This is a genomic window from Blautia sp. AF34-10 (assembly GCF_003477865.1).
Classification (GTDB): Bacteria; Bacillota; Clostridia; order Lachnospirales; family Lachnospiraceae; genus Fusicatenibacter; species Fusicatenibacter saccharivorans.
Genome location: NZ_QUED01000004.1, coordinates 160,503 through 183,743 on the forward strand (window position 1 = coordinate 160,503; position 23,241 = coordinate 183,743).

Consider the following 23,241-nt stretch of genomic DNA (forward strand, 5'->3'; position numbering starts at 1 on the left):
CTGCTGCAAATTTCCTTTCTTGGTCATTTTATGCAGCAGCGGGGCAGGTTACAACTCTTATTGCTTCCGGTTACTCTTCCTCATCTTCTTCATCATGCGCGCGATTCGGGATTTCATCCTCTTCTTCGTCGTTGTCATCATCGAGATAATCCGGCTCATTTTCGAAATCGATGACTGCGGAATTTTCGACGATTTCGTCTGCTTCTTCTGCGGTATCTTCACGGTCTGGCTCTGCGGCTGTTTCTTTTGCTTCTCCGGGAAAGATACTTTTTACCGGATCTTTCATGAAGGTTTCCACTTCCGATGCAGAACGTTTCATCTCTTCACGCATTTTTTCGATGCCGGCAAAGGTCTCCTCAAAAATTCTGCGATTCTTCTCGAGTACACTCGTCATGGTTTCCATCTCGGCGTAAATCTTCTGGTATCTGGTGTTGGCTTTCTGCAGCTCCGCGTCCATATGGCTCTGGATTTCTTCTGCTTCGGCCTGCAGTTTTTCTTCATAAACAGCAGCCAGTTCCTCGCCCTTCTGACGTGCGCTCTCTACCATGTATTCGCACTGTTCCTTCGTCTCGCGGCGCTGCTTTGCACAGGATTCCTTTGTCTCTTCCCGCTGTTTCCGGCAGGACTCGTTTGTCTCCTCTCTCTTTTTGCAGCACGCCTCATCCGTTTCCTCCGTTTTCTCGCGGCAGGACTCGTCCGTTTCTTCGGTTTTCCGGCGGCAGGCTTCCTCGGTCTCTTCTTTTAGCTTTCTGCAGCTCTCCTCTGTTTCCTGTGTCAGTTTTTTCGCTTTCACCTGTGCCTCAAACACAAGGCCGCTGATGCTGTCATAATTGTCGATATAGCTCTGGTATTTCTCATGAATGTTTTTTTCGAGCTCCTCGATTTTATCCTCACGCTCGCGGATCTTGCGGTTCAGCTTCTCGATTTCCTGCTCTTTTTCCTCGATCTTCGCTTCCAGTTTCTTCTGAGCGGCATACGCCTGATCTTTCAGGTTCTGCACTTTCGTCATAACATCGTCCTTATCGAAACCGCCCATCAGCGTTGTTTTAAATAATTCTTCGTGATTGTTTTCTGACATGTATACTCCTCCTTCGTGCCCGGGCTTTTATCATTCCCCTTATCCTTCCCGGACTCCTCGTCAACTGTTTGTTTCAATATATTTTGAAATCAGACTCCAGACGTCTGCGCACTCGAATCCGAGCTTCCACTCTGCCACTCCGGCGAGATCGGCACTTTGGATCACTTTCAGTTTTTCCTCCATGGACTGCTCATCCTCCATCCAGATCGTGTATCTGGCATCGGAAGTTTCTACCGTTGCCACATTCTGGCCAAGGGATGCATCCCAGGTTTCTGTCATCTGATTCTCTTTGGCATAGTTTTTGGCGCCATCCATGCCCAGCACCTCGCTGGTAATGGCGCTCTGTCCGAACTTTTCCGTCCAGACACGGGTATAAAACGGGATTCCGCAGATCACCTGATCGGCAGGCATCACCCGCGTCATCTCCTCCACGGCCTGCTGTACGAACGGGAGGGATGAAACAGAGCCTGCCTCCTCGCTTCCCGCGAAATGCTCGTCATAGGCCATGACAATCATATAGTCCACAAATCTTGCCTGCTCGCCGCGCTGATAATACATCGTGTAAGCCTGCGGTACCGGCGTATCGACCGACACCACAAGATTCTGTGCATGCGCCGCGCTCGTCAGTTCCCGCAGAAACTGCAGGTAATGCGGGATTCCGGCCTCTTTCAGATTCTCGAAATCCACGTTGATGCCGTCCATGCCGCACGATGCTGCCTCGGCGAGCAGCTGCTCAATGATTCTACTGCGCACGGATGCGTAGGCAAGATCGGTTGTTTCGTCAAATGCTTCATTAAAGTTATCAATCAATCCCCAGACTTCCCGTCCCGCTTCATGCGCCAGTTTCACGTAATCGGCGCTCGCAAGGCTGGAAATCGTACCGGTTTCGTCTGTCACGGAAAACCAGGTCGGTGAAATCACGTTCACGCCGGTCATTTCTGCTGTCATCTCTGCCATCGCGTCGTTCGACTCGGTCGATGTGCTCTGATGCCAGACCAGATTGATTTTGTGATCCCGTGTAATTCTTTCATAGGAATCTTTCTTTGCCGTCCGCGCTTCGATGGCCTCCGGCTCGGAGATATCCTCTGTCTGGATGTAGCCGGTATAGCCGTCCGCCGTCATGACTTTGCACCAGTTGTCCAGATTTTCCAGATACAGCAGGGTGTCACCCTTCTGTACATCCGCAAGAATCAGACTCTTGATGCCGCCTTTCTGGCGCACCTGCGCGGTGTCTGACTGTACCGTCGCCTGCTCCACTCCGTCCCATTCATTCCGGATTACAACACGGTTGGGATCGCTGTAATATGCATAGTCGAGATCTGTGTATTCTTTTACGACATCCAGCGAAATGTAAACCGTTCCGTCGCTCTCCTGCTGTACGGCAGGCTGTCCGCCCGGTGTTTTGGCAACGGCCGCATCGCCCGGAAGCAGTGTCTGCACGCCGCCGCTCGTTGTAAGCAGGATTCCTTTTGTTTCTTCATCCCAGTAGAAGCAGCTGTTCAGCTGGGATTCTACATATGTGTACGCCGCATACGGCTCTCCTCCGATAAGGACGGCCTGCTCTTCCAGAAGTTCTCCGTTCTGGATCAGCGCAACGCTGTTTTCGTCTGTCAGGTTAAAATATTCGTTCCCGGCCATGTATTCGGTTCCGGGTTTATATCGGTTTATCAAAAATGAAACAATGCCTGCTGCACCGACTAGCACGATCAGAATCAGTACGACCAGTACCGGCGCTGCTTTTTTCTTCTGTTGCTCCTTCATGTGTTCTTTTCCCCTTTTCTTCGCTCTGAAGATCTCCCCACTTGCGCCCATTATAACAAAAAAAATACCCAATAGCAACCGTTATGCGCAAGGGAACCGCATGCGAGTCAGAAAGTATCGTTACAGTTCACTGGTTCCCAGCGAACTGTAACATTCGCAGCCCTCATTTAAAGTTTTGCTTCGCAAAAGGAGGGCTGCTCACACCTGAATCATGTTCTTACGCAGCGAAACAGCAGGTGTTTCACTGCTGATTGAACAGTAACGAACGTATCGTTGCTTTTTGCTTTTTGCTATTGGGTATTTTTCAGAAAATCTGTTTAAAAAGTTTTGTCGATTGTTTGTTTCATGGCTTATTTGCAGTTGTGACGTACAAAAAAGAAAGCCCCATCGATCCGTATGAAATACTTTTGTTTTTAGTTTCAATGATCATGTTTCGCGGGGACGCCTTCTTATCCGATCCGTTTTTTCTGTGCCTGCTTCCGGCCGGAGTATGCACCCTCCGGACAGAAGCAAAGGTTTCCCCAACTCCCATTATACTTCAAACCGGGGGAATTACAAATAAAGTTTATCCCTTCATTTCTGAAAAAATTATGCGAAATGTAAAAAAAATCTTAAGTTCTTTACTTCTTTCCGTGATGTGTTATACTATATCGTAAGCAGCCCTATTTATATAAGTAAAGAGTAATTAAGGACGTGAGAGTTATGAAAATAGAAAAAATCAATGATAACAAGATCCGCTGCACACTGACCAGCGCCGATCTTGCCGAAAGAAATTTAAAGCTCAGCGAACTGGCTTACGGCACGGAAAAGGCCCGCAGCCTGTTTCAGGATATGATGCTTGAAGCCAACCAGCAGTTCGGCTTCAATGTGGATAATGCCCCGCTCATGGTCGAGGCTGTTCCGGTGGCTCCGGACAGCATTGTCCTCATTATCACCAGAGTCGAGGACCCACAGGAGCTCGACACCCGCTTCGCCAAATTTGCTCCATCCGGCGACGATACGGACGGACCGGAACCGGTACAGTATTCCGGCGCGGACGACATCATCGACCTGTTCCACAAGCTCTGCGATGTGAAGAACAAGGCACAGGAAATCGCAAAGAAAGCGGCACAGAAGGAAAACGAAAAAGAGCCTGCAGCATCCGAGGAAAAGAATGTGGATCTGGTACGCACCTTCCACTTCTCAACCCTCGACGATGTCATCAGCTCCGCAAAAGCGCTGAACCAGTATTTTACCGGCAGCAATTCCCTCTATAAGAACACGGCAGATGCCAACTATCAGCTCGTTCTGCACCAGTCCGGCTGCAAACCGGAGGAATTCAACAAGGTCTGCAACATTCTTTCTGAGTACGGCAGACAGGAATCCTTCTCCCTGGCCGCTGAAGCATTTCTGCTGGAACATGGAAATGCAATGGTAAAAGAGAATGCTCTGCAGGAGCTGGCTTCTCTGTAAGTTTTGAAACGTATGTATAAAAAAAGGAAGTCCGCGAAGGACTTCCTTTTTTGTACGTTCCGTACAAATTACTCTTCTGTGATAGCCTCGGTTGGACATACGCTTGCGCATGTTCCGCACTCAACGCATACATCCGGGTTGATTTCGTAATGGGAATCTCCCTCAGCGATAGCCTCTACTGGACATTCTCCAGCGCAGGTTCCGCAGCTTACACATTCGTCTGTGATTACATATGCCATGATCTTATCCTCCTTGTAGATTTTTTGGCCCTTTCGGTACTATCCACATTGTAAACGATTGCCCCCTGAAATACAAGTACAAAATTATAAACATTCTATAATCTTATGAATTTGTTCTTGCATTCCCCCCGGGGGTACGCTATAATCAAAATAGCCGTCAAAATCGGAACGACGGGTATATACACATTTAAAGGAGGAACTTTAAGATGGCAAAGATCTCGAAAGACATGACAATCGGCGAGTTAATCGCAATGGATACAAATATCATCGGAATCCTGATGGGAGCCGGCATGCACTGCATCGGCTGCCCTTCTGCACAGGGTGAGTCCCTGGAAGAAGCAGCTATGGTTCACGGCCTGGACGCTCAGGTTCTGGAAGACCAGATCAACGATTATCTGGCTGCAAAATAAGTCGGATTTCCGCGTGAATCCAAAAAGAACGCCTCTCGCAGGCGTTCTTTTTTTCTGTCCGATTTACCCATTGTTCCGATGGCCCCGTTTTGCTTTCGTCCGTTTTCCTTTCTGCTCCAGCGTCGCCGCTGCTTCTCTCCGGCTCTGCTGGTGGCGGCGGATCGCCTCATCCACACGGCGGCTCCGCTCTTCCTGGCGCCGCTTCTGTATCATCTGATCGAGCAGACGGCCGAGCACGCGGTAAAACTCCGTCTGACGCTCCTCCTCTTCCTGCCGCATCACAGTGTCCGCCAGCTGTTCTGCTTCCCGCTCGGGCAGAAGATCGACAACCACCTCCGGCACTTCGTCCGCTTTTCCCGGTATTGCCGGATCCGGCTTCTCCTTTGCCGTCTCTGCCGCTTCCGCCGGAAACGCTTTGATCTCCGCCGTTGCCTGCACCAGCTTCGGCATCAGCTCGCGGATCGCTTTCAGGTGAAGCCCCTTTTTCTTCAGTTCCCGGATTCCCAGAAAAATCTGAATGTCCTGCGCAGTATAGCAGCGGTGTCCCAGCGAATTGCGGTGGATTTCCATGCCGAGCTCGTCCTCCCAGTACCGGAGCACATGCGCTTTCTCCCCGGTCAGCTTCTCCGCCTCCGTGACCAGATACGTTCTATTTTCCATACGGCAGCCACTCCCTTCTTCCCTTTATTATAGGATCTGTTATCCCCTGCCGCAAGAAAATCTCATCGTAATATTCCGACAATTTCATACGATTATACACAAAGAACGTGCCGCAGGACTATCCCACGACACGTTCTGACACATAAAATATTTTCTTTTATCTCTCTGCATTCGCAAATTTCGTATAATCCGGCAGCCAGACCAGATTGACGGTTCCGATCGGGCCGTTTCGCTGTTTGGCGATGATGATTTCCGCGATTCCCTTATTCTCGGAATCCTTATTATAGTAATCATCTCGATAGATAAACATAACAACGTCGGCATCCTGCTCGATCGCTCCCGACTCACGCAGGTCGGAAAGCATCGGACGGTGGTCGGTACGCTGCTCAACAGCCCGGGAAAGCTGGGACAGTGCAACAACCGGCACATTCAGCTCTCTCGCGAGTGCTTTTAAGGAACGGCTGATATCCGAAATCTCCTGCTGACGCGATTCCGAGGAGCTCTTTCCGCTTCCCGACATCAGCTGCAGGTAGTCAATGATGATGATATCAAGACCGTGCTCCAGCTTGTATTTGCGGCATTTCGACCGCATCTCTCCGATCGAGATACCAGGTGTATCGTCGATCATCAGTCGGGATTCACCGATCATGCCGGCGCTCTCGATCAGCTTGCTCCATTCGTCGTCTTTCAGGTTTCCGGTTCTCAGATGCTGGGAATCTACTTTCGACTCCATCGAGAGCAGACGGTTCATCAGCTGCTCCCGCGACATCTCGAGACTGAAAATCGCAACGGCTTTGTCTTTCTTAAACGCCATATACTGCGCAATATTGAGGACAAACGCCGTTTTACCCATAGACGGACGTGCCGCAATCAGGATAAAGTCAGAGTTCTGCAGACCCGATGTCTTGTAGTCCAGATCCGTGAATCCGGTCGGAATACCCGTGACATTTCCCTTCGTCTTCGATGCACGCTCGATGTTCTCCAGCGTATTGATGACAACCTGGCGGATCGGCATGAAGTCTCCGGAATTCCGCTGGCCCAATAACTGGAACATCTTCTTTTCCGTCTCCTCCATGATGACTTCCACCGGCTCTTTGTTCAGATAGCAGTCATTCTCTATCTCTTCTGTCAGCTTAATGAGACGGCGCAGCACCGCTTTCTCGCTGACGATGTTCGCATAATGGCGCACATTCGCCGAAGTCGGCACCGCATTTAAAAGATCGCGGACAAACTCCATCGAACTGATCTCCGGCGGAACATCCTTTTCACGCAGGCGGTTCTGCAGGGTGACCAGATCGACCGGTTTTCCCTCATTGAACAGCTCCACCATGCATCAAAAATGACGCCGTACTGGTGCTGGTAAAAATCGTCGCTCGTCAGGATTTCCGATGCCGCCATGATGGCTTCGCGCCCCATCAGCATGGAACCGATGACCGACTGCTCCGCCTCGATGCTGTGCGGAAGGATTCGTTTAATCAGTGCTTCTTCCATAGAATTATGCTTCTTTTACGATAACTTTCAGCTTTGCAGTTACTTTGGTATGCAGGCGGATCGGCACTTCTGTCGTTCCAAGAACCTTGATCGGGTTCGGAAGCTGCATTTTCTTTTTGTCAATGTCGTATCCAAGCTGTTCTTTGGCTGCTTCTGCAATTTCTTTTGCCGATACACTTCCGAATACTTTTCCGCCCTCACCGACTTTGATGGCTACGGTAACCTGTTTTTCCTCGATCTCTTTTGCGAAAGCCTGTGCCTCGGCAAGCTGCTCTGCTGCCACTTTGTCCTCGTGTGCTTTCTGCAGTTTCAGTTCATTCAGGTTCTTTGCGGTTGCTCGATGCCAAGCTTTTTCGGCAGAAGCATGTTTCTTGCATATCCATCACTTACGTTTACAGTCTGTCCTTTTTTACCAAGTGCTTTTACGTCTTCCAGTAAGATAACTTTCATATCAGATTTCTCCTCCATCCTGCATTTCTGTTAAGGTTGATTTTAGGAGGCTGCGCGCCCCCTCCAGATCGACGGTCTCAAGCTGGCATCCTGCCATATTCAGATGACCGCCGCCGCCCATCCGCTCCATGATGATCTGTACATTGACCTCATCGATCGCGCGGGCGCTGATATAGATCACGCCTTTATACTCGGTCAGTACAAAGGACGCCTTGACACCGACAATGTTCAGCAGCTCGTTCGCCGCTTGTGCTCCGACCACCGTCGGGCTGTCCACATAGTCGCTCGGGCATTCGGAAATCGCGAACTGGCCGCGGAACAGCTCCGCATTGCGGATCGTCTCTCCTCTTGCCTTGTAATCGTTCATATCCTCACGGAACAGCTTGCGCACACGCGTCACATCCGCACCGCAGCGGCGCAGGAACGCTGCCGCCTCGAACGTGCGGACACCTGTTTTCTGCATAAAGTTGTCGGTATCGATCATGATGCCGGCATAGATGCTGTCCGCCTCCACGTTCCGGATGCGGATTCCCTCGGTAAAATACTGGAGAATCTCGGCAACCATCTCGCTCGCGGATGATGCATACGGCTCAATATAGGAAAGCACCGAGTTGCGGATCGTATCGCTTCCCTGCCGGTGATGATCCAGCACGACGATCATTTTCGCCATGTACAGCAGATCCTCACACTGTGTGATGCTCGGCTTGTTCGTATCGACCACAACGAGCAGCGTGTTGTCGTCCATGATCTCTTTCGCCTCATGGTTGTTGACAAACATGTCCGCCTCATAATCCTGGTTGTCGCTGAACGTATTCATCAGCGGAATGATCGAGCTGGTCGGGTTGTCGATGACGATGTACGCTTTTTTATTCAGCGTTTTCGCCGCACGGTAGATACCGATGGCCGCACCGAACGAATCGGCATCCGGCAGGCGGTGTCCCATGACAACGACCTTCTCTTTCGTGTTCATAAACTCTTTCAGCGCGTGCGCCTTGACGCGGGCTTTGACTCTCGTATTCTTTTCCACAGCCTGCGTTTTTCCGCCGAAATACTGAATCTTCGAACCGTCCTTTAAAACGACCTGATCGCCGCCCCGGCCAAGAGCCAGGTCGATCGCGATTTTCGCATACTCGGAGTTTTTCGCAAACGATCCAGCATCTGCTCCGATACCCATACTGATTGTGACCGCCATCTCGTTTCCGATGTTGATGGTCTTGACGTCCTCGAGGATATCGAACTTTTTCTCTTTCAGTTCATTTAACGAACTCCGGCGCATGACCACGATGTATTTGTCGTTCTCATACCGCTTCACCAGTCCATCGAGATCGTTGAAATATTTGTTGATCTTTCGCTCGACCAATGCGGTCAGAAGGGAACGGCGGACCTCCTCGACGCTCTCCAGCGCCTCGTCGTAGTTGTCCAGATACAGAAGACCGGTGACCATCGTTTCGTCCTCGAATTTCCGCATATACTCGCGGAGCTCCGTCTCATCGAACAGATACAGTGCCTGAATAAAATAGCCTTTGATATCTGTGTTGATCATCTCCGAATTCTGGATCAGCTCGTCGATGCAGACGCTTTTTACATGGGCACGGAAATTCTTTTCGCCGTAAGCCACGTTGATGTCGGTCTCCTCCTCATTTTTCGGCAGCCGCTCGACCGTCAGCTCCGGAAAAATGGTGGCGATACATTTATGATACTGTGTATCCTTCCCTGTGATTTTTGTAAACTCTTTGTTGACCCAGAGAAGTTTTCCCTGCGAATCCATAACGGCATAGGGCAGCGCCAGTTCCTGGATCAGATGCTTCTGAACCTGGCCGTATTCGGTCGCAAAGGTAATCAGCTCGTTGATCACCTGCGGACGCTGTCTGTAATAGAGAACTGCGGCTGCGATCACATAGACTGCAAAAAACAGCGTGAACCACATTCCTGCCATCACATCCACAAAATACATGCCGATATTCATCACAAGCATCAGGATGGACAAAATCAGCGGCCATCGAAGATAGCTCCGCAATTGGCCGCTCAACTTCATTTTGCTTTTCATTTCCTAACACCTTTCCAACGTTGCGTGTTGTATTTCGCTCCTGTCCTTCCGATTATACCACTTTGACCTGTACTTTGGCAACAAGATACTTCTGGATACAAAAAAGGTACCCGCCCTTTTCGGGCAGATACCTCCATTTATTTACCGATTCAAAATGAACGTTCGGACAGTGCTTAGCGCAAGTCAGAATCAATCATCTACGTACGGCATAATAGCCATATGTCTTGCTCTCTTAACGGCTACTGTTACTGCTCTCTGATGTTTTGCGCAGGTTCCAGTTACACGTCTCGGCAGGATTTTACCACGCTCGGATACATATTTTTTCAGTTTAGCTGCATCCTTGTAGCTGATCTCTTCTCCACCACAGAAAACACAAACTTTTCTTCTTCTGCGGGCCGGTCTTCTGGAAGCTGGTCTTTCACTATTATTATAAGCCATGATCAATCTCTCCTTTTCTATCAATTAAATGGCAATTCTTCGTCAATGCCATCGGGAATATTCATAAAACCATCGGCGCTGCCCAGGTCAGATGTATTCGCGGACGGAGCCGGATTGTTATGCTGCGGTGCGGAGTATCCTCCGTTGTTTCCACCTGCATTTTTGCTCTCTGCAAACTCCTGCTCTTCTACAACTACGTCTGTCGTGTAGACCTTCTGGCCTTCACGGTTGGTGTAGCTTCCGGTCTGAATGCGGCCGGTGATGGCGATCTTCGTTCCCTGACGCAGGTATTTCTCTGCAAATTCTGCCTGGCGGCCGAAAGCAACGCATCCGATAAAGTCTGCGGTTGCGGAATCGCCGTCTCTGCGGAATCTGCGGTCAACAGCCAGTGTATAACGGGCTACCGCTGTGGAGTTTTCTCCAGCAGAGTATCTGACATCGGGATCTCTGGTCAATCTTCCCATCAATATAACTTTATTCATTCGCTTACCTCTTAAGCTTCCTTTTTAACGACTAAGTATCTCAGTACGTTATCCATAATACGCATATGGCTCTCGATCTCTGCCGGAGCTGTTGCGTCTGCTTCAAACTGAATAAAGTAGTAATATGCTTCACGCATATGCTGAATTTCGTATGCAAGGCGTTTTTTGCCCCACTCTTCTACTTCGCCAACTGTTCCGCCGTAACGGGTTACATAACCTTTGGCTTTCTCAACTACAGCTGCGCGTTCCTCTTCTTCAAGTTTTGCATTCACAACCAGTGCTAATTCGTACTTGTTCATGCTTTACCTCCTTTTGGACTTTTTGGCACCCCATTTTCATTATGGGGAGCAAGGAATTATTTTTATACGTCACAATTTGTTATTTTAACATAAAAAAGGGCTTATAGCAAGCCCTTTTTCGCGTGTTTTCTTGTTTTTTTCACGATATTACGCATCTTTTTTTCGTAATCCGCGGGTGTTTTTCTCGACCAGCTTGCGTGCTACCATGATCTGGTGGCCGCAGCCGGTGCATTTGAGACGGAAATCTGCGCCGACACGCAGGATTTCCCACTCGCTGCTGCCGCACGGATGCGGCTTTTTCAGTTTTACAATATCGCCTACTTCGTAATGTTCTGCCATGTTTCTTCCGCCTTATATTTTCTAATTAAAATCTATCTTACTTTGATGCTGCCGAGCACCTGCCCGATCGGCTGCTGGATCAGAAGATCCGCGTTTTTATCCATCGGCGTTGCGCCCTTGTTGATGAGAACCAGCGCATCGCCCTCAAAATACTGGAGAAGGCCTGCCGCCGGATAAACCGCAAGTGACGTTCCGCCGACAATCAGAAGATCTGCCGCCGCAATCGAGCGGATCGCACCGTCGAGCACTTTCTCATTCAGACTCTCCTCGTAGAGTACGACATCCGGTTTGATCATGCCTCCGCATTTTTCACATCTTGGAACGCCGCTGCTCCTTCTCACCAGCTCTGTATCGCAGAATGCCCCGCATTTCATACAGTAATTGCGGTGTGTGCTTCCATGCAGTTCATACACTACTTTACTTCCCGCCGCCTGATGCAGTCCGTCAATGTTCTGCGTCACAATCGCTTTTAATTTTCCCGCCGCTTCGAGCTCTGCAAGTTTCTTATGCGCCGCGTTCGGTTTCGCGCCGACCGGAAGCATTTTGTCGCGGTAAAAAGCATAAAACTTTTCCGGGTACCGCAGGAAATAGCTGTGGCTTAAAATTGTCTCCGGCGGAACGTCATACTTCTGATGATAAAGGCCATCCACGCTCCGGAAATCCGGAATCCCGCTCTCCGTGGACACGCCCGCGCCGCCGAAGAATACGATATTTTCATGCGTATCAATCAATCTCTGCAGTTCTTCGATTTTTCTTTCCTCTTCCATCTGTCATTCCTCCTTCTGACCAATTATTACCGGTTCCGCCGCACGCCCAGAACGACGAACCGTCCAGTCGTATCGCTCGCCGCACAGGTGGACAGCACAATAATATGGCTGTGTTCATCCATCTCCGGCTGCTCCACCGGGATCTCTGACCGCGCCGCCATGGTATTCAGATACTGTACAAACGCTTCACCCCCGCCGGAATACAGCGTGTAGACATCACTGTCTGCCTCCGTATAAAAGGCAGAAAAAATCTGGTACACATCGTTTGATTCCGGCGTCAGCATCCAGAAATAGACGCTATCCCTATATTTTTCCTGCTCCTTCATCTGTTTCAACTTTCCGAACATGGAGAGATTCTTCATATTATGACCGTAAACGATTGTGTTTCCATCACTGAAATCATCCTGATTCTGGTAATCGAGGAAAATGGAACCCGCAAAGTTGCTCGTTCCCTCGTACGTCGTATGAAGATACGTATCATTGTCCGGCCCCTGTACGACCGGGTAACTGATGTCGAGAGCTTCGATATAAAGCCATCCCTTCACATCCGGGTTAATCGCTTTTAAGGATTCAAAATCGACGGCAAGCGGCGGTTCTGTCGGATACGACAGTGGTTCCGGCTCCGGTTCGGAAGGCTCCGCCGGTTCGGATTCCGCCTGCGGCTCCTCTGTTTTCGTCGTTGCCGGTGTCTCCGGTGTTTTTGTAATTTCCGTCGTATACTGCTGCAGATCCCGGTATTCATCCGTGCCGGTCTTGTAATCCAGGTAAATGCCGATCAGCTTGTACCCGGAAAAGCAGAAAACAGCAAGTGCCGCTAAAAATACCAGAGTCCAAAGCGGATTGCCGCGTTTTTTCTGTTTCTTTTTCTGTTTTCCCATGCGTCTCCTTTATCACTTTTTTACTGTCTGCGCTGTTTTCTGGAAGCGCTCTGAATTTGTCTCAATTATAAGCGTGCCCCTTTCTTTTGTCAACTTATGCCCCCGGAAAAGGATTGCACCCGCCCCCATCTTATGATAGACTAAAAGTCGACTGACAAGTCACTTGTGAATACAGTAACACACCACATACATGAGGAGGAATTCCATATGCGAACAATCAAAAAAGTCGCCTCGCACATCTTCATTGATGGCTTCGGCGGCATGACGCAGGGTCTTTTTGCAACCCTGATTATTGGTACGATGATTCAGCAGATCGGTCTTCTGATCGGCGGTTCGACCGGAAATGTGATCTATCTGCTTGGAAAAGCTGCCGCAGCCCTGACAAGTGCCGGTATCGGTGTCGGCGTGGCAGTGAAATATGGGGAAAGCCCGCTTGTCACGGTTTCTGCAGCCGTCGCCGCCATGGTCGGCGGTTATGCCGGCAAGATCACCGGCGGCACATTCTTTGTGGATGGAAATGCCGTTCTGGCAGGACCTGGCGAACCGCTCGGCGCTTTCATCGCAGCTTTCGCAGGCATCACCTGCGGCCATCTGGTTTCCGGCAAGACCAAGGTTGATATCATCGTGACACCGGTCATCACCATCGGAGCCGGTTCCGTTGTCGGACTGCTCGTCGGACCGCCGATCTCCCAGATGATGACAGGCCTTGGAAGCATCATCAACTGGGCAACGGAACAGCGGCCGTTCATCATGGGCATCGTTGTTTCGGTCGTCATGGGTATGGTTCTGACACTGCCGATCAGCTCCGCTGCACTCGGCATCATTCTGAATCTTTCCGGTCTTGCCGCCGGTGCCGCAACGATCGGCTGCTGCTGCAACATGGTCGGATTCGCAGTTGCAAGTTATCGGGAAAACAAATTCGGCGGCCTTGTCGCACAGGGTCTTGGAACCTCGATGCTCCAGGTGCCGAACATCATGCGTCATCCACTGATCTGGCTGCCCGTCATCTTCTCGAGTGCGATTTTAGGACCCGTCTCCACAATCCTCGCCAATATGCAGAATAATGCAACGGGAAGCGGCATGGGTTCCGCAGGTCTTGTCGGACAGATCACAACGTATCAGACGATGATCGCTTACGATGATCCGAAGCTCGTCATCATCAAAATCATTCTGCTCCACTTCGTGCTTCCGGCTGTGATCACCTTGTTCTTCTCAGAGGTATTCCGCAAGGCAAACCTGATCAAATCCGGCGATATGGCTTTGAATCTGTAATCTGTATTTTTAAAAGGGAATGGAACTGCGCATCCGGCAGCTCCATTCCCTTTTTTATCCACATTTCTCTTCTGATTTTTTCTGTTTTTACACCGTTTCTTCTGCGTTTTCCGCATTTTCCACTGCCGCGGCCGATTCAGCTTCCGCTGCCGCTTCTTCTGTCCCCGTTTCTTCCCCCGGCCGCACACGGTGTGCCTCTACCATTGGCTCAATGGTCTGTGCCATCAGCAGATGGATCATGTCAAGGCTCCGCTCGCGGAACCGCGACGGCAGAAGCGGTGCGATCGCCACATCCGTCACGAGGGATTCAAGGCCCTCGATAATCAGATCCTTGCCCGGCGTCTCATTCCACTCCAGTCTGATCCGCTCGAAATCACGCTGGAAAATGATTTTGACCCTCCGTCTTGCGGCCTCTTCCAGAAATGCAAACTCAAGCTTCAGCACCAGTTCGCCGTCTTCATTCTCCGCAAACTGTCCCGTCGTTCCGAGCAGATACGATTCCTCGTTTTCCACCCATTCTACAACTTTGGACCCCGTAAGACCGATCTCAATGCGCTGTGTTTTTTCTCCCTCGGTCAGCTCGACAAAGAAACGGCCTTTTTCATAGAAGAAACCGATGCGGCGGATGCCGTCGGAAAAGTTGTTGTGGAAGACCTGCAGCGTCAGCGGAAACATGCCGACATGCGTGTCCTCCATTTTATATTCTTTTCCGTGCAGAAGCTGCGCCATGTCGATCTGACGCGGTGTTCCGCTGTTCCGCGGCCCCGGTGTTCTCCGCTTCCAGCCGCCGCGCAGGATTCTTCCCGGTGTCTCTTTCGCGCCCTCCAGATCACAGCAGGTCTGCACCAGCTTCTGATATGCCATCGGGCTTTCCGCCTCGCCGGATTTCAGCTCTGCACCAAATTCCGCGCCGAAATACTTCCGCACAATGTCGAGCATCTCACACGTCTGGAACAGCTCGTTGCTGCCCGCATTCGTCACAATCACCACGCCGGTATCCGGGTAACCGAGCACGTTCTGCCCCAGCATGCCATTGAACGCAAAGCTGCCCGGCCGCTCCTCCATCCAGACCTGGTAACCATAGCCATATTTTCCCATCTTTTCCGGCGGTGTCGCATGAACGGAGGTGGACGCTGCGACCCATTCCGCCGGGACGATCTGTTTTCCTTCGAATTTTCCGCCGTTCACGTACATCACCCCGAGCTTGGCCGCGTCCTCCGGGCACAGGAAGAGGCCCCAGCCGCCTTTCGTAATCCCTGCCGGGCAGCTCTCCCAGAAGATTTTTTTGATACCGAGCGGCTCGAACAGGCGCGGCCGCAGGTAATCCACCATCTTCATGCCGGTGCGCTCCTGTATGATTGCAGACAGCAGATACGTGTTCATACTGTTGTACTCAAACGCTTCGCCCGGCGTTCCCTTGACCGGCGCATTTAAGAAGCTGTCCACCCAGTCGTTGCCGGAAACAACGCCCATCTCGTTGAACTGTACGCCGCTCTTCATCGTCAGAAGATGCTCCACGGTCAGATTCGGGCGCAGGATCTTCTGCAGCAGACCGTTTCGTTTTTCAAAAATATCATAGACGTTCTCGTCCAGGGAAAGTTTTCCTTCACTGATCAGAAAACCGACCGCCATGCCGGTGATGCTCTTGCACATCGAATACGTCGCATGCCAGATGCCGCTCCGGTATGGGGCGAAATTGCATTCGCAGATGACCTGTCCGTTCCGCAGGACCAGCAGATGATGCATGTCCGTATGGCGCGCAGCGGCGAGCTCACGAAGCATCTGCGTCAGCTTTTCCGATGAGATGCCCTCGCTCTCCGGCACCACGCGCGGAAAATACGTTTCCGGAGAGGCAAAATCCCCGAACGCTTCCTTCTGCGGCGCAAAGTCCGTCTTTCCCATATGTCCTGTCATCCCACTCATAAATCCCCAGATCATTTCCATTGCGGTTAACTGTTCTTTCGCTGCCATGTACGATGCCTCCTGTCTCATGCGGTTGGATTTCCCTGTTTTTCCAGTTTTCCTCATTATATCCAGATTCCTTGAAAATCGCAATGCTTCTTCTGATAAAAAAGAACCGACATAGAAATCTGTATTTCGATTTCTGCCGGTTCTTTTCCGTGTGTGATTTTTTTATTTTACTTTAGCTTACTCATTCCAGAGTTTCATACGCTCCTGATAATTCTGTGTGATAACTTTTTCTACATCTTCCAGTCCTGCGTCATTCATTTCGGAAATCATCTTGTCGTACTCTTCCATTGCCGCATCGTGGCTGTCTGCATTCACAATCTTCGGATATTCCTGATCGTAGATATCCTGGATTTTCTGCCATTTCAAGCCATCCGGAGTGCTTCCTGCCGGGGTAAGGCCTGCAAATTCTGCGGTATCCCATCTGTCGTTCTCACCAAAGTGATTCATAGCCACCTGCCGGGTCTCTTTTACTTTATACTGTGATACATCGTATGGAGTTCCGTCTGTACCATTTCCGTTCTTTACAAACCAGGTCCATTTGCGGACGCCGGTATCCAGTTTTGTTTTGTCAAAATCCGTCTGGAATCCTTCAATCAGATCATCGTTCGGAACGTGTTTTCCATCTTCCATATTCCAGTTGGTTCCCTCAATACCCCACATCAGAAGATACTGTCCTTCTTCGCTTGCAAGGTAGTTGATCATCTTCATGGCTGCTTCCGGATTTTTACAATTCTTGGTGATCGCGATTGCATCCCAGCCAAGTGTACTTCTTCCGGAGTAAGTAGTTTCATCTGCACTGATTCCGTTTCCAAGGATTTTATAGGAATAGAATTTTGCATCTTCTCCTACAGAAGAAGCAAGTGCTGTATTTGCTGCATCGGTATCCCAGTAGGAAGCAAAGGTACTGAATACGTTGCCTGCAGACAGTTTCTGCGTCCACTGATTTTTCTTGTTGACAACCCACTCTTTGTCCAGAAGGCCTCGGTATACAGTTCATTGGCAAAGGACATCATCTCTTTGAAGTTTGGTGCTTTGGCAACATGTTCCAGATTGTCCCCATCCTGATAATATGTTTTCAGACCATACATTCCTTTTAATGTTCCATCGTAGTTTTTGGATTCTGCATCAAAGGTAATGGCAATACTCTCTTTTCCGTCAATGGTCGGATGAAGTTCTTTGAATTTCTTACAAATGTCAATATACTCTTCCTGTGTAAATGGCTCATCGCTGTCTGCGCGGTCTTTTCCAACGATTTCGCACAGATAATCATAGCGCATCAGAACACCGGCTACCGGATCCGGATCTTCTCCGTACCAGTTATTCAGATAGTAATTTTTTCCATCGGTATAACGACTCTTGTTTAAGGTTTCCCCGTACATCTCTTTTACATCCGGGCCGTACTCATCGATCAGATCATTCAACGGAAGCAGTGCGCCTGCCTCAATGTAACGGTTTACAATATCATTTCCACGATCCATCAGGACGATATCCGGGTAATTCTGACCGGTCAGCATCAGGTTCAATTTTTCCAGCGGATCTCCGGTTGGATTTTCTACCTGAATTTTGACACCTGTTTTTTCCTCAATTGCTTTTGCAACTGGATCATCAAAGGTATTGCTTCCGGAGTTTTTGTCAAAGATAGAAATCGTAACTCCGTCTGTTGATACCTCGCCCGATGCAGATGATGCACTGCCGGATGCAGTACTTGATGATGTACTGCCATTTGATCCGCATCCTGCAAGCATTCCCGCTGCCATCAGGACACTCATCGCCATTGCGATACTTTTTTTGAACTTCATTTTCTTTTCCTCCTTCTATCATCAGCTCTTTACAGATCCGAGCATGATTCCTTTAACAAAATATTTCTGAATAAACGGATAAACCATGATAATCGGAATGGTCGCAATCATCGTAGCAGCCATTCGAATGCTGTCCGGTGTAATGGTCTGTGACGCCTGATTTGCCGCCTGGTTCGCTGATGAAGTCTGATACTGATTCAGAATTTCAACCAAAATGGACTGCATTGTTTTTAAAGACTGTGCATTCGTAAACAAATATGCATCGAACCAAGAATTCCAATGTGTAATTGCAACAAACAGTGCAATGGTCATAATAATCGGCTTGGACAATGGAATTACCATTTTAAAGAAAACTGTCAGATCATTTGCTCCGTCAATTTTCGCCGATTCAAAAATCTCTGCCGGCATTCCCTCTATATAATTCTTTACCAGAATCATATTATAAACACTTACCAGGTTCGGGAAAATAAATACAATGAAATTATTCAGCATTCCAAGGCTCTTTAATACCATATAATACGGAACCATTCCGCCGCCAAAATACATGGTGAAGATAAAGAACAGGTTCAGCTGTTTCCGGAACAGCAGCTCTTTTCTGGAAAGCACATAGGCAAGTGCTGTCGTGACAAGGACCGCCAGCGGTGTACCAATTGCAGTACGAAGTACAGTGATCAGAATGCCATGCAAAAATGTGGCACGTCCCAGAATATCTTTATAACTTGCCAGACTCAGTTTTCTCGGCAGAAAGTAGAGCCCGCCGCGCAGTGCATCGGTTGCATCGTTAATGGATACCACAAAAATGTTCCAGAACGGATACACACAGATCACAGTAACTAACACCAGAAAAACCACTTTGAAAATATCAAGAAACCAGTCACTGGCACAACGTTTTCTTTTGATTTTAATTGCTTTTTCTCTCATTTTCCTTCCTCCTAAAACAGTGCCGTATTATCATCACTGAATTTCTTCGAAAGTGCATTTGCACTGATGACCAGAATGAAGGAGACTGCGGATTTAAAGAATCCTACTGCAGTACCGTAAGAATACATTCCGTTTTTCAGACCATAGCGGTATGCATACGTATCAAGTACATCAGAATAATTTAAAATAGCATCATTAGACATCAACAGCTGCTGCTCATATCCTGTATTCAGAACACCTCCGATTGCCAGAATCAGAAGAATCATAATGGTCGGCTTTAATGCCGGAAGTGTGATATGCAGAATCTTCTGCATTCTCGTCGCACCATCCACATCCGCTGCTTCATACATATCCTGGCTGATGCCGGAGATTGCCGCCATATAGATAATCGCATTGTATCCAAGTACCTTCCACGCATTTGCGATCGCGATGATCCACCAGAAATATGGTCCTTTCTGGAAAAACAGAATCGACTCATCGGTTAATCCGAAGAATTTTAACAGATTGTTGATGACGCCGTCTGAAGAAAGGAATGTAAGGAAAATGTTTGCCGCAATAACCCAGGAAATAAAATAGGGAATATAAGATGCGGTCTGTACAAATTTCTTTGCCTTCTGGTTTCGAACTTCATTCAGGCAAAGCGCCAGAATGATTGGCAGCGGGAATGAGAATAACAGTGTCAGTAAGCTGGTTGCCAGTGTGTTTCTCATGATTTTTGTGAAATCTGTGGAAAAGAAATACTTGAACCAGTCAAGACCGACAAACTGCGAATTCGCCATATCCGCAAAATAGCCGCTACCCTGCGGCGTGTAGTTGATGAGGACATATACAGTCCTGTCATTGGTGCATAGCAGATCAGAATGACCCATACCAACGATGGAAGCAGCAGTAAAAACAGATATTTCTGTTTCCAGAACCGTTCCGCGAGGCTTTTTTTGTGCTTTGCATGCACGTTTTCTTTTTTCATGCCTTCTCCTTCTTTCTTCTTTTTGTTCATCTTGTACACTCTTGCTGTCTATGTTTCCATTCTAATGGATAGTCTGTCCTGCAACAATCTCACTTTTTTATGATTTCTATCTCGATTTAACGGAGTTTTATAATTCTCTTTTTTATTCTGTTGTTTTCTTACGATTTCTGTCAATATCTAACGAAACAGAAACCGGCTGACGGGCAAAATCACCTTTATCAGCCGGTTTCTGTTTCCTTTTCTATGCAAACAATACGAAGTTATTTCTGCTTTGTTGATTTTTTATTCGTTTACTGGAATTCTGACAGAAACTGTCGTTCCATATCCTTCCTGGCTTTCTATTCGGACACCATAATTCTCTCCATAAGCCAGACGAACCCTGTTTGCAACATTTCTCAGTCCATATCCTTCCTCTGAGCGCCGCAGAGAACTTCGCAGTTTAATCAGTTTTTCCGCCTCGATTCCACATCCATCATCTGTCACCTGGAATACCACATCCCTTTCTTCTTTTTGAATTCTGACCGCAATGTGGAGAACTTCTTCCTCTTTTCTCGCATGGTGAATGGCATTTTCAACCAGCGGCTGCAGAAGAAGTTTAATGGTTCGATATGTCAGTACTTCTCTTGCAATCTCATACTCCACCTGTACGCTGTCCCGAAAACGCATCTGCTGGATTTTCAGATAGCTCTGCAGCAGTTCCACTTCTTCCTGGATGGAAAGCACCTGTTTTCCCTTATTCAGGGAAATCCGGTAGAAGCTGGACAAATTTTTGACCGCCTGCATCGTCTGTTTTCCACCTTCCCGCATCGCCAGTGCTGAAATAACCGCAAGTGCATTGTAAAGAAAGTGCGGATTGATCTGTTCCTGCAGCAAATTCAGTTCGCTCGTCTGAATCCGGATTTTCTTTTCGTAATTTTCCCGAATTAGCTCCTGAATCTGATCACTGAGCTGATTAAACGCCAGCCCGATCTGTCCGATCTCATCTTCTCCCATATTTTCCAGACGGTAATCAAATTCTCCCTGTCCCATCCGTTTTGCTGCATACACCACTTTCTGCACCCGCGTGGAAAGCCATCTTGTGTAACAGATAATGCAGAGAAATACCATAGCCGCGCTGCAGAGGATCAGGAACATCATCCTTCTTGAAACAGCTTTTGCGTCTTTTAAAACCGTCTCCTTATCCGAAATCACAAGAATTTTTGTTCCGAAAACTCCGCTCTGGATATTTCCGATTTTTGAAATACCGTCACGCTCAAACTCAATCTGCGCTTTCTGCTCCAGATCCTCTTCCGGCATTCTGGTCCGGATCGGAAGGCCTGCCATTTCCGGTTCGGAAGCAGACAGAATATATCCTTTTTGATCCACCAGATAAATTTCATCGGTGGAATTTATTGTTTCGAGGAGGGGCTGTATCTGCTGATTTTCAATCTGTAACGACAGTACGCTCTTCATCCCGCCCTGTGGATAAAAATTCATCAGACGATTCATATGAAATGCTTTTCCGTCTCCAGATGTCCCACAGAATACCGTTTCCCCTATCGCATCAAATGTCAGCACACGTTCCCTCCGATCTAGATCCTGCATGGAATAAAAATAATAATTATCCTGCGGAAGCGTTTCATTGTTGCTGTAAAAACAGATTTTGTAAATTCCTGCATTCATCAGACAGATTTCGCTGAGCTTCTTATCAATATAGTAAAACATATCTTCATAAGAATCGTTGCTGTAATCCTGAAACAAATATCCGCTCAGCATCTGATCCACATACAGCACCTCCAGAATTGTTTCGTAAGGCTCGACCATCGTAGAAAAATTTTTTTCAATTCGTTCTGCTTCCTGTTCTGCACTCTGATATGCTTCAGTAAGAAGCACGTTCCTTGTTTTTCCATAACTGTACCAGGTAACACACAGCATTGGAATCAGTGCCAGTACCAGATAGCCGATCATCAGTTTAAACTGAAAACTCCGATTTTTATACCATTTTACGATATTCATTTGGTGTCACTCCAAATCTTTTCTGAAAAACAACGCCAAAGTAAGAAACATTTTCATATCCAACCGCCAGACTCACTTCCCGTACTTTATTTTTCTTATTCTTTAACAGTTCCGCCGCCCTCTGCAGACGCATTTCCGTATTGTATTCCAAAATCGTTTTTCCTGTTGCCTCTTTAAACAGGCTCCTCAGATAATTCGGAGACAAACCGACCTCCGCGGCCAGCTTCTCGATATCTGCGCTTTCCGAGCAGTGCTTCTGAAGATATGTTTTTACCTGATAAACGGCATAGTAATTTGGATTTTGATTCTGTTCTTCAAAAAATGCCAACATCCGTTCCAGATACTGCTTCATCTTTTCCCGCATCTGATAACTGTTGTTTGCTTCAAAAATTTCATTTTCTCTCAAAATTTTTTCTGCTTCCATCCAGTTTTCCAGCAGTTCATCGCTCAAAACAAGACGGTTCCATAGATACATATAGAGATTGTAAACTTCTCCCGCAAATGTTTTCGGCGCAAGCCCCTTTAGCTGTTGAAAATAATCTTTCATGGTCTGCAGCGTTTCCTGCTTTTTCCCGTTGCTGACCAGACGACAGATTTCTTCTCTCCGCTCCTTCTGTTCCCGGAAATGATATGCTTTTTCCCCTTCCGTTTCTTTTTCATCTGCACAGAAAAGTTCCGGTGGATCCATATGAAATGCCAGAACACAACAGTTCCGAAGTTTTTCCGCCTTTTCGTACAGGCAGTCAGCTGTCCATGCTCCACTGCACCATCCAACGGCTCTCGGTGCGTCTTCTTTCAAATCATTCCAGATCTGAAATGCCGTATCTTTCACCGACAGATACCCCGCCAGCAGCAGAATGCTGATCCGTTCCGTTTTGCTGATGTAACGGATGCCCTTGTATTTTTCCTGAATTTGGCTACAGATGTTTTCTTCCGTTTTTCCATAAACCGCTATGATTCCAAACCTGCACTCTTCCAGTTCTTCTCCAAATACACCACGGAAATTTTTCCGTAAAAGCTCTGTTTCCTGTTTTTCCCGCAAAGCCATTTCCAGCAACTGCTTCGCCGCCGTTTTCCGCGACCAGTCTGCTATCTCACTTTTCTCCAGTTCACTTCTCACTTTTTTCAGACATGCTTCTACTTCTTCAATCGTAAATGGCTTTAAAAGGTAATCCACGGCATTCACCTGAAAAGCGGAATGGATATAGGAAAAATCATCATATCCTGTCAGAAAAACAATTTTGCATGGATATCCCCGGCGTACGATCGTCTCTGCCAGTTCAATTCCACTCATTCCTGGCATCTGAATATCCGTAATCACAATATCTGCCATATTTTCTTCCAGGCACTCCAGTGCCCTTCTGCCATTGCGCGCGGTAAATACTCTGGAAATCCCGTTCTTTTTCCAGTCAATATAATCCCGCAATGTCTCCAGTTCAATTTCTTCATCTTCTACAAGAAGAACGCGATACATTTTCTCCCTCCTGTTTCCAGTTGCTCCTGCAGTTTTCTTCTCCTGCTGCTT

At 48.2% G+C, this 23,241-nt stretch carries 22 protein-coding genes and 2 pseudogenes; 3 read left to right on the forward strand and 21 right to left on the reverse strand.

Features of this window, described 5'->3' with window-relative positions; genetic code table 11:
• Window positions 1–70: 70 nt before the first annotated feature.
• Window positions 71–1,078 (reverse strand): hypothetical protein, encoded by a 1,008-nt coding sequence (locus DWZ60_RS04025; RefSeq protein ID WP_117802329.1) that lies wholly within the window; start codon window positions 1,076–1,078, stop codon window positions 71–73.
• A gap of 60 nt (window positions 1,079–1,138) precedes the next feature.
• Window positions 1,139–2,839 (reverse strand): glycosyl hydrolase family 18 protein, encoded by a 1,701-nt coding sequence (locus tag DWZ60_RS04030; protein WP_055220131.1) that lies wholly within the window; start codon window positions 2,837–2,839, stop codon window positions 1,139–1,141.
• Window positions 2,840–3,541: 702 nt separating this feature from the next.
• Here DWZ60_RS04030 and DWZ60_RS04035 point away from each other — a divergent pair.
• A complete protein-coding gene (locus tag DWZ60_RS04035) occupies window positions 3,542–4,291 on the forward strand; it encodes an adaptor protein MecA (RefSeq protein WP_022461617.1) in 750 nt (249 codons plus the stop codon).
• Between the two features lie 68 nt (window positions 4,292–4,359).
• Here the strand turns inward: DWZ60_RS04035 and DWZ60_RS04040 are convergent, their stop codons facing one another.
• Window positions 4,360–4,530, reverse strand: coding sequence for a DUF362 domain-containing protein (locus DWZ60_RS04040; protein WP_022461616.1), 171 nt, complete (start codon window positions 4,528–4,530; stop codon window positions 4,360–4,362).
• Window positions 4,531–4,736: 206 nt separating this feature from the next.
• Between DWZ60_RS04040 and DWZ60_RS04045 the strand changes: the two genes are divergently transcribed.
• Complete coding sequence (locus tag DWZ60_RS04045) at window positions 4,737–4,940, forward strand: DUF1858 domain-containing protein (RefSeq protein WP_022461615.1); 204 nt, start codon at window positions 4,737–4,739, stop codon at window positions 4,938–4,940.
• A gap of 63 nt (window positions 4,941–5,003) precedes the next feature.
• Here the strand turns inward: DWZ60_RS04045 and DWZ60_RS04050 are convergent, their stop codons facing one another.
• From DWZ60_RS04050 to srtB, 10 genes and pseudogenes are all read right to left on the reverse strand, one after another.
• Window positions 5,004–5,600, reverse strand: a complete 597-nt coding sequence (locus DWZ60_RS04050) for a MerR family transcriptional regulator (RefSeq protein WP_055220134.1) — start codon at window positions 5,598–5,600, stop codon at window positions 5,004–5,006.
• 157 nt (window positions 5,601–5,757) lie between these two features.
• Window positions 5,758–7,091: pseudogene (gene dnaB / locus DWZ60_RS04055) on the reverse strand (replicative DNA helicase).
• A gap of 4 nt (window positions 7,092–7,095) precedes the next feature.
• Window positions 7,096–7,541, reverse strand: a pseudogene (gene rplI / locus DWZ60_RS20625) (50S ribosomal protein L9).
• 1 nt (window position 7,542) lies between these two features.
• The gene (locus DWZ60_RS04065; protein WP_055228105.1) at window positions 7,543–9,588 is read right to left on the reverse strand and encodes a DHH family phosphoesterase; all 2,046 of its coding nucleotides are present in this window, start codon (window positions 9,586–9,588) and stop codon (window positions 7,543–7,545) included.
• Between the two features lie 189 nt (window positions 9,589–9,777).
• Complete coding sequence (rpsR, locus tag DWZ60_RS04070) at window positions 9,778–10,026, reverse strand: 30S ribosomal protein S18 (RefSeq protein ID WP_022461611.1); 249 nt, start codon at window positions 10,024–10,026, stop codon at window positions 9,778–9,780.
• A 20-nt stretch (window positions 10,027–10,046) separates the two neighbouring features.
• The gene (locus DWZ60_RS04075; protein ID WP_055220137.1) at window positions 10,047–10,508 is read right to left on the reverse strand and encodes a single-stranded DNA-binding protein; all 462 of its coding nucleotides are present in this window, start codon (window positions 10,506–10,508) and stop codon (window positions 10,047–10,049) included.
• Between the two features lie 11 nt (window positions 10,509–10,519).
• Window positions 10,520–10,807: a 30S ribosomal protein S6 gene (gene rpsF / locus DWZ60_RS04080; RefSeq protein ID WP_022461610.1), complete on the reverse strand. Its 288-nt coding sequence runs from the start codon at window positions 10,805–10,807 to the stop codon at window positions 10,520–10,522.
• A gap of 147 nt (window positions 10,808–10,954) precedes the next feature.
• A complete protein-coding gene (locus DWZ60_RS04085; RefSeq protein ID WP_022461609.1) occupies window positions 10,955–11,146 on the reverse strand; it encodes a DUF951 domain-containing protein in 192 nt (63 codons plus the stop codon).
• A gap of 32 nt (window positions 11,147–11,178) precedes the next feature.
• A complete protein-coding gene (locus DWZ60_RS04090; protein WP_117509769.1) occupies window positions 11,179–11,913 on the reverse strand; it encodes an NAD-dependent protein deacylase in 735 nt (244 codons plus the stop codon).
• A 26-nt stretch (window positions 11,914–11,939) separates the two neighbouring features.
• Window positions 11,940–12,791 (reverse strand): class B sortase, encoded by an 852-nt coding sequence (srtB, locus tag DWZ60_RS04095; RefSeq protein ID WP_117509768.1) that lies wholly within the window; start codon window positions 12,789–12,791, stop codon window positions 11,940–11,942.
• Window positions 12,792–12,998: 207 nt separating this feature from the next.
• Between srtB and DWZ60_RS04100 the strand changes: the two genes are divergently transcribed.
• Entirely contained in the window at window positions 12,999–14,063 is a 1,065-nt protein-coding gene (locus DWZ60_RS04100; RefSeq protein WP_117509767.1) for a PTS transporter subunit IIC, read from the forward strand.
• 87 nt (window positions 14,064–14,150) lie between these two features.
• Here the strand turns inward: DWZ60_RS04100 and DWZ60_RS04105 are convergent, their stop codons facing one another.
• The 8 genes from DWZ60_RS04105 to DWZ60_RS04135 all read right to left on the reverse strand — a co-directional run bounded on the left by DWZ60_RS04105 (window position 14,151) and on the right by DWZ60_RS04135 (window position 23,190).
• Window positions 14,151–16,034 carry a serine hydrolase domain-containing protein gene (locus DWZ60_RS04105; protein ID WP_158554993.1) on the reverse strand — a complete coding sequence of 628 codons (1,884 nt, stop codon included), beginning with the start codon at window positions 16,032–16,034 and terminating at the stop codon, window positions 14,151–14,153.
• A gap of 177 nt (window positions 16,035–16,211) precedes the next feature.
• Entirely contained in the window at window positions 16,212–16,742 is a 531-nt protein-coding gene (locus DWZ60_RS04110) for a hypothetical protein (protein ID WP_199669397.1), read from the reverse strand.
• Between the two features lie 137 nt (window positions 16,743–16,879).
• Complete coding sequence (locus DWZ60_RS04115) at window positions 16,880–17,833, reverse strand: extracellular solute-binding protein (protein ID WP_119221280.1); 954 nt, start codon at window positions 17,831–17,833, stop codon at window positions 16,880–16,882.
• A gap of 21 nt (window positions 17,834–17,854) precedes the next feature.
• Entirely contained in the window at window positions 17,855–18,754 is a 900-nt protein-coding gene (locus DWZ60_RS04120) for a carbohydrate ABC transporter permease (protein ID WP_022461726.1), read from the reverse strand.
• 11 nt (window positions 18,755–18,765) lie between these two features.
• On the reverse strand, window positions 18,766–19,533 hold the full coding sequence (locus tag DWZ60_RS04125; RefSeq protein ID WP_243038200.1) for an ABC transporter permease: 768 nt from the start codon (window positions 19,531–19,533) through the stop codon (window positions 18,766–18,768).
• Window positions 19,461–19,751, reverse strand: a complete 291-nt coding sequence (locus tag DWZ60_RS17835) for a hypothetical protein (protein WP_243038201.1) — start codon at window positions 19,749–19,751, stop codon at window positions 19,461–19,463. Before DWZ60_RS17835 ends, DWZ60_RS04125 begins: the two co-directional genes overlap by 73 nt.
• 252 nt (window positions 19,752–20,003) lie before the next feature.
• A complete protein-coding gene (locus DWZ60_RS04130; protein WP_119221281.1) occupies window positions 20,004–21,716 on the reverse strand; it encodes a sensor histidine kinase in 1,713 nt (570 codons plus the stop codon).
• Window positions 21,694–23,190, reverse strand: coding sequence for a response regulator transcription factor (locus tag DWZ60_RS04135; RefSeq protein ID WP_119221282.1), 1,497 nt, complete (start codon window positions 23,188–23,190; stop codon window positions 21,694–21,696). The genes DWZ60_RS04130 and DWZ60_RS04135 overlap by 23 nt, the downstream gene beginning before the upstream one ends.
• Window positions 23,191–23,241 lie beyond the last annotated feature (51 nt).

Bases quoted from the DNA above. Each gene is read 5' to 3' on its own strand.
- rpsR (WP_022461611.1), bottom strand. From the start codon at position 10,026: ATGGCTTATAATAATAGTGAAAGACCAGCTTCCAGAAGACCGGCCCGC.
- DWZ60_RS04100 (WP_117509767.1), top strand. From the start codon at position 12,999: ATGCGAACAATCAAAAAAGTCGCCTCGCACATCTTCATTGATGGCTTC.
- DWZ60_RS04090 (WP_117509769.1), bottom strand. From the start codon at position 11,913: ATGGAAGAGGAAAGAAAAATCGAAGAACTGCAGAGATTGATTGATACG.
- DWZ60_RS04120 (WP_022461726.1), bottom strand. From the start codon at position 18,754: ATGAGAGAAAAAGCAATTAAAATCAAAAGAAAACGTTGTGCCAGTGAC.
- DWZ60_RS04025 (WP_117802329.1), bottom strand. From the start codon at position 1,078: ATGTCAGAAAACAATCACGAAGAATTATTTAAAACAACGCTGATGGGC.
- DWZ60_RS04110 (WP_199669397.1), bottom strand. From the start codon at position 16,742: ATGAAGATGATCAACTACCTTGCAAGCGAAGAAGGACAGTATCTTCTG.
- DWZ60_RS17835 (WP_243038201.1), bottom strand. From the start codon at position 19,751: ATGAACAAAAAGAAGAAAGAAGGAGAAGGCATGAAAAAAGAAAACGTG.
- DWZ60_RS04065 (WP_055228105.1), bottom strand. From the start codon at position 9,588: ATGAAAAGCAAAATGAAGTTGAGCGGCCAATTGCGGAGCTATCTTCGA.
- DWZ60_RS04105 (WP_158554993.1), bottom strand. From the start codon at position 16,034: ATGGCAGCGAAAGAACAGTTAACCGCAATGGAAATGATCTGGGGATTT.
- DWZ60_RS04030 (WP_055220131.1), bottom strand. From the start codon at position 2,839: ATGAAGGAGCAACAGAAGAAAAAAGCAGCGCCGGTACTGGTCGTACTG.
- srtB (WP_117509768.1), bottom strand. From the start codon at position 12,791: ATGGGAAAACAGAAAAAGAAACAGAAAAAACGCGGCAATCCGCTTTGG.
- DWZ60_RS04130 (WP_119221281.1), bottom strand. From the start codon at position 21,716: ATGAATATCGTAAAATGGTATAAAAATCGGAGTTTTCAGTTTAAACTG.
- DWZ60_RS04075 (WP_055220137.1), bottom strand. From the start codon at position 10,508: ATGAATAAAGTTATATTGATGGGAAGATTGACCAGAGATCCCGATGTC.
- DWZ60_RS04035 (WP_022461617.1), top strand. From the start codon at position 3,542: ATGAAAATAGAAAAAATCAATGATAACAAGATCCGCTGCACACTGACC.
- DWZ60_RS04135 (WP_119221282.1), bottom strand. From the start codon at position 23,190: ATGTATCGCGTTCTTCTTGTAGAAGATGAAGAAATTGAACTGGAGACA.
- rpsF (WP_022461610.1), bottom strand. From the start codon at position 10,807: ATGAACAAGTACGAATTAGCACTGGTTGTGAATGCAAAACTTGAAGAA.
- DWZ60_RS04085 (WP_022461609.1), bottom strand. From the start codon at position 11,146: ATGGCAGAACATTACGAAGTAGGCGATATTGTAAAACTGAAAAAGCCG.
- DWZ60_RS04040 (WP_022461616.1), bottom strand. From the start codon at position 4,530: ATGGCATATGTAATCACAGACGAATGTGTAAGCTGCGGAACCTGCGCT.
- DWZ60_RS04115 (WP_119221280.1), bottom strand. From the start codon at position 17,833: ATGAAGTTCAAAAAAAGTATCGCAATGGCGATGAGTGTCCTGATGGCA.
- DWZ60_RS04050 (WP_055220134.1), bottom strand. From the start codon at position 5,600: ATGGAAAATAGAACGTATCTGGTCACGGAGGCGGAGAAGCTGACCGGG.
- DWZ60_RS04125 (WP_243038200.1), bottom strand. From the start codon at position 19,533: ATGGCGAATTCGCAGTTTGTCGGTCTTGACTGGTTCAAGTATTTCTTT.
- DWZ60_RS04045 (WP_022461615.1), top strand. From the start codon at position 4,737: ATGGCAAAGATCTCGAAAGACATGACAATCGGCGAGTTAATCGCAATG.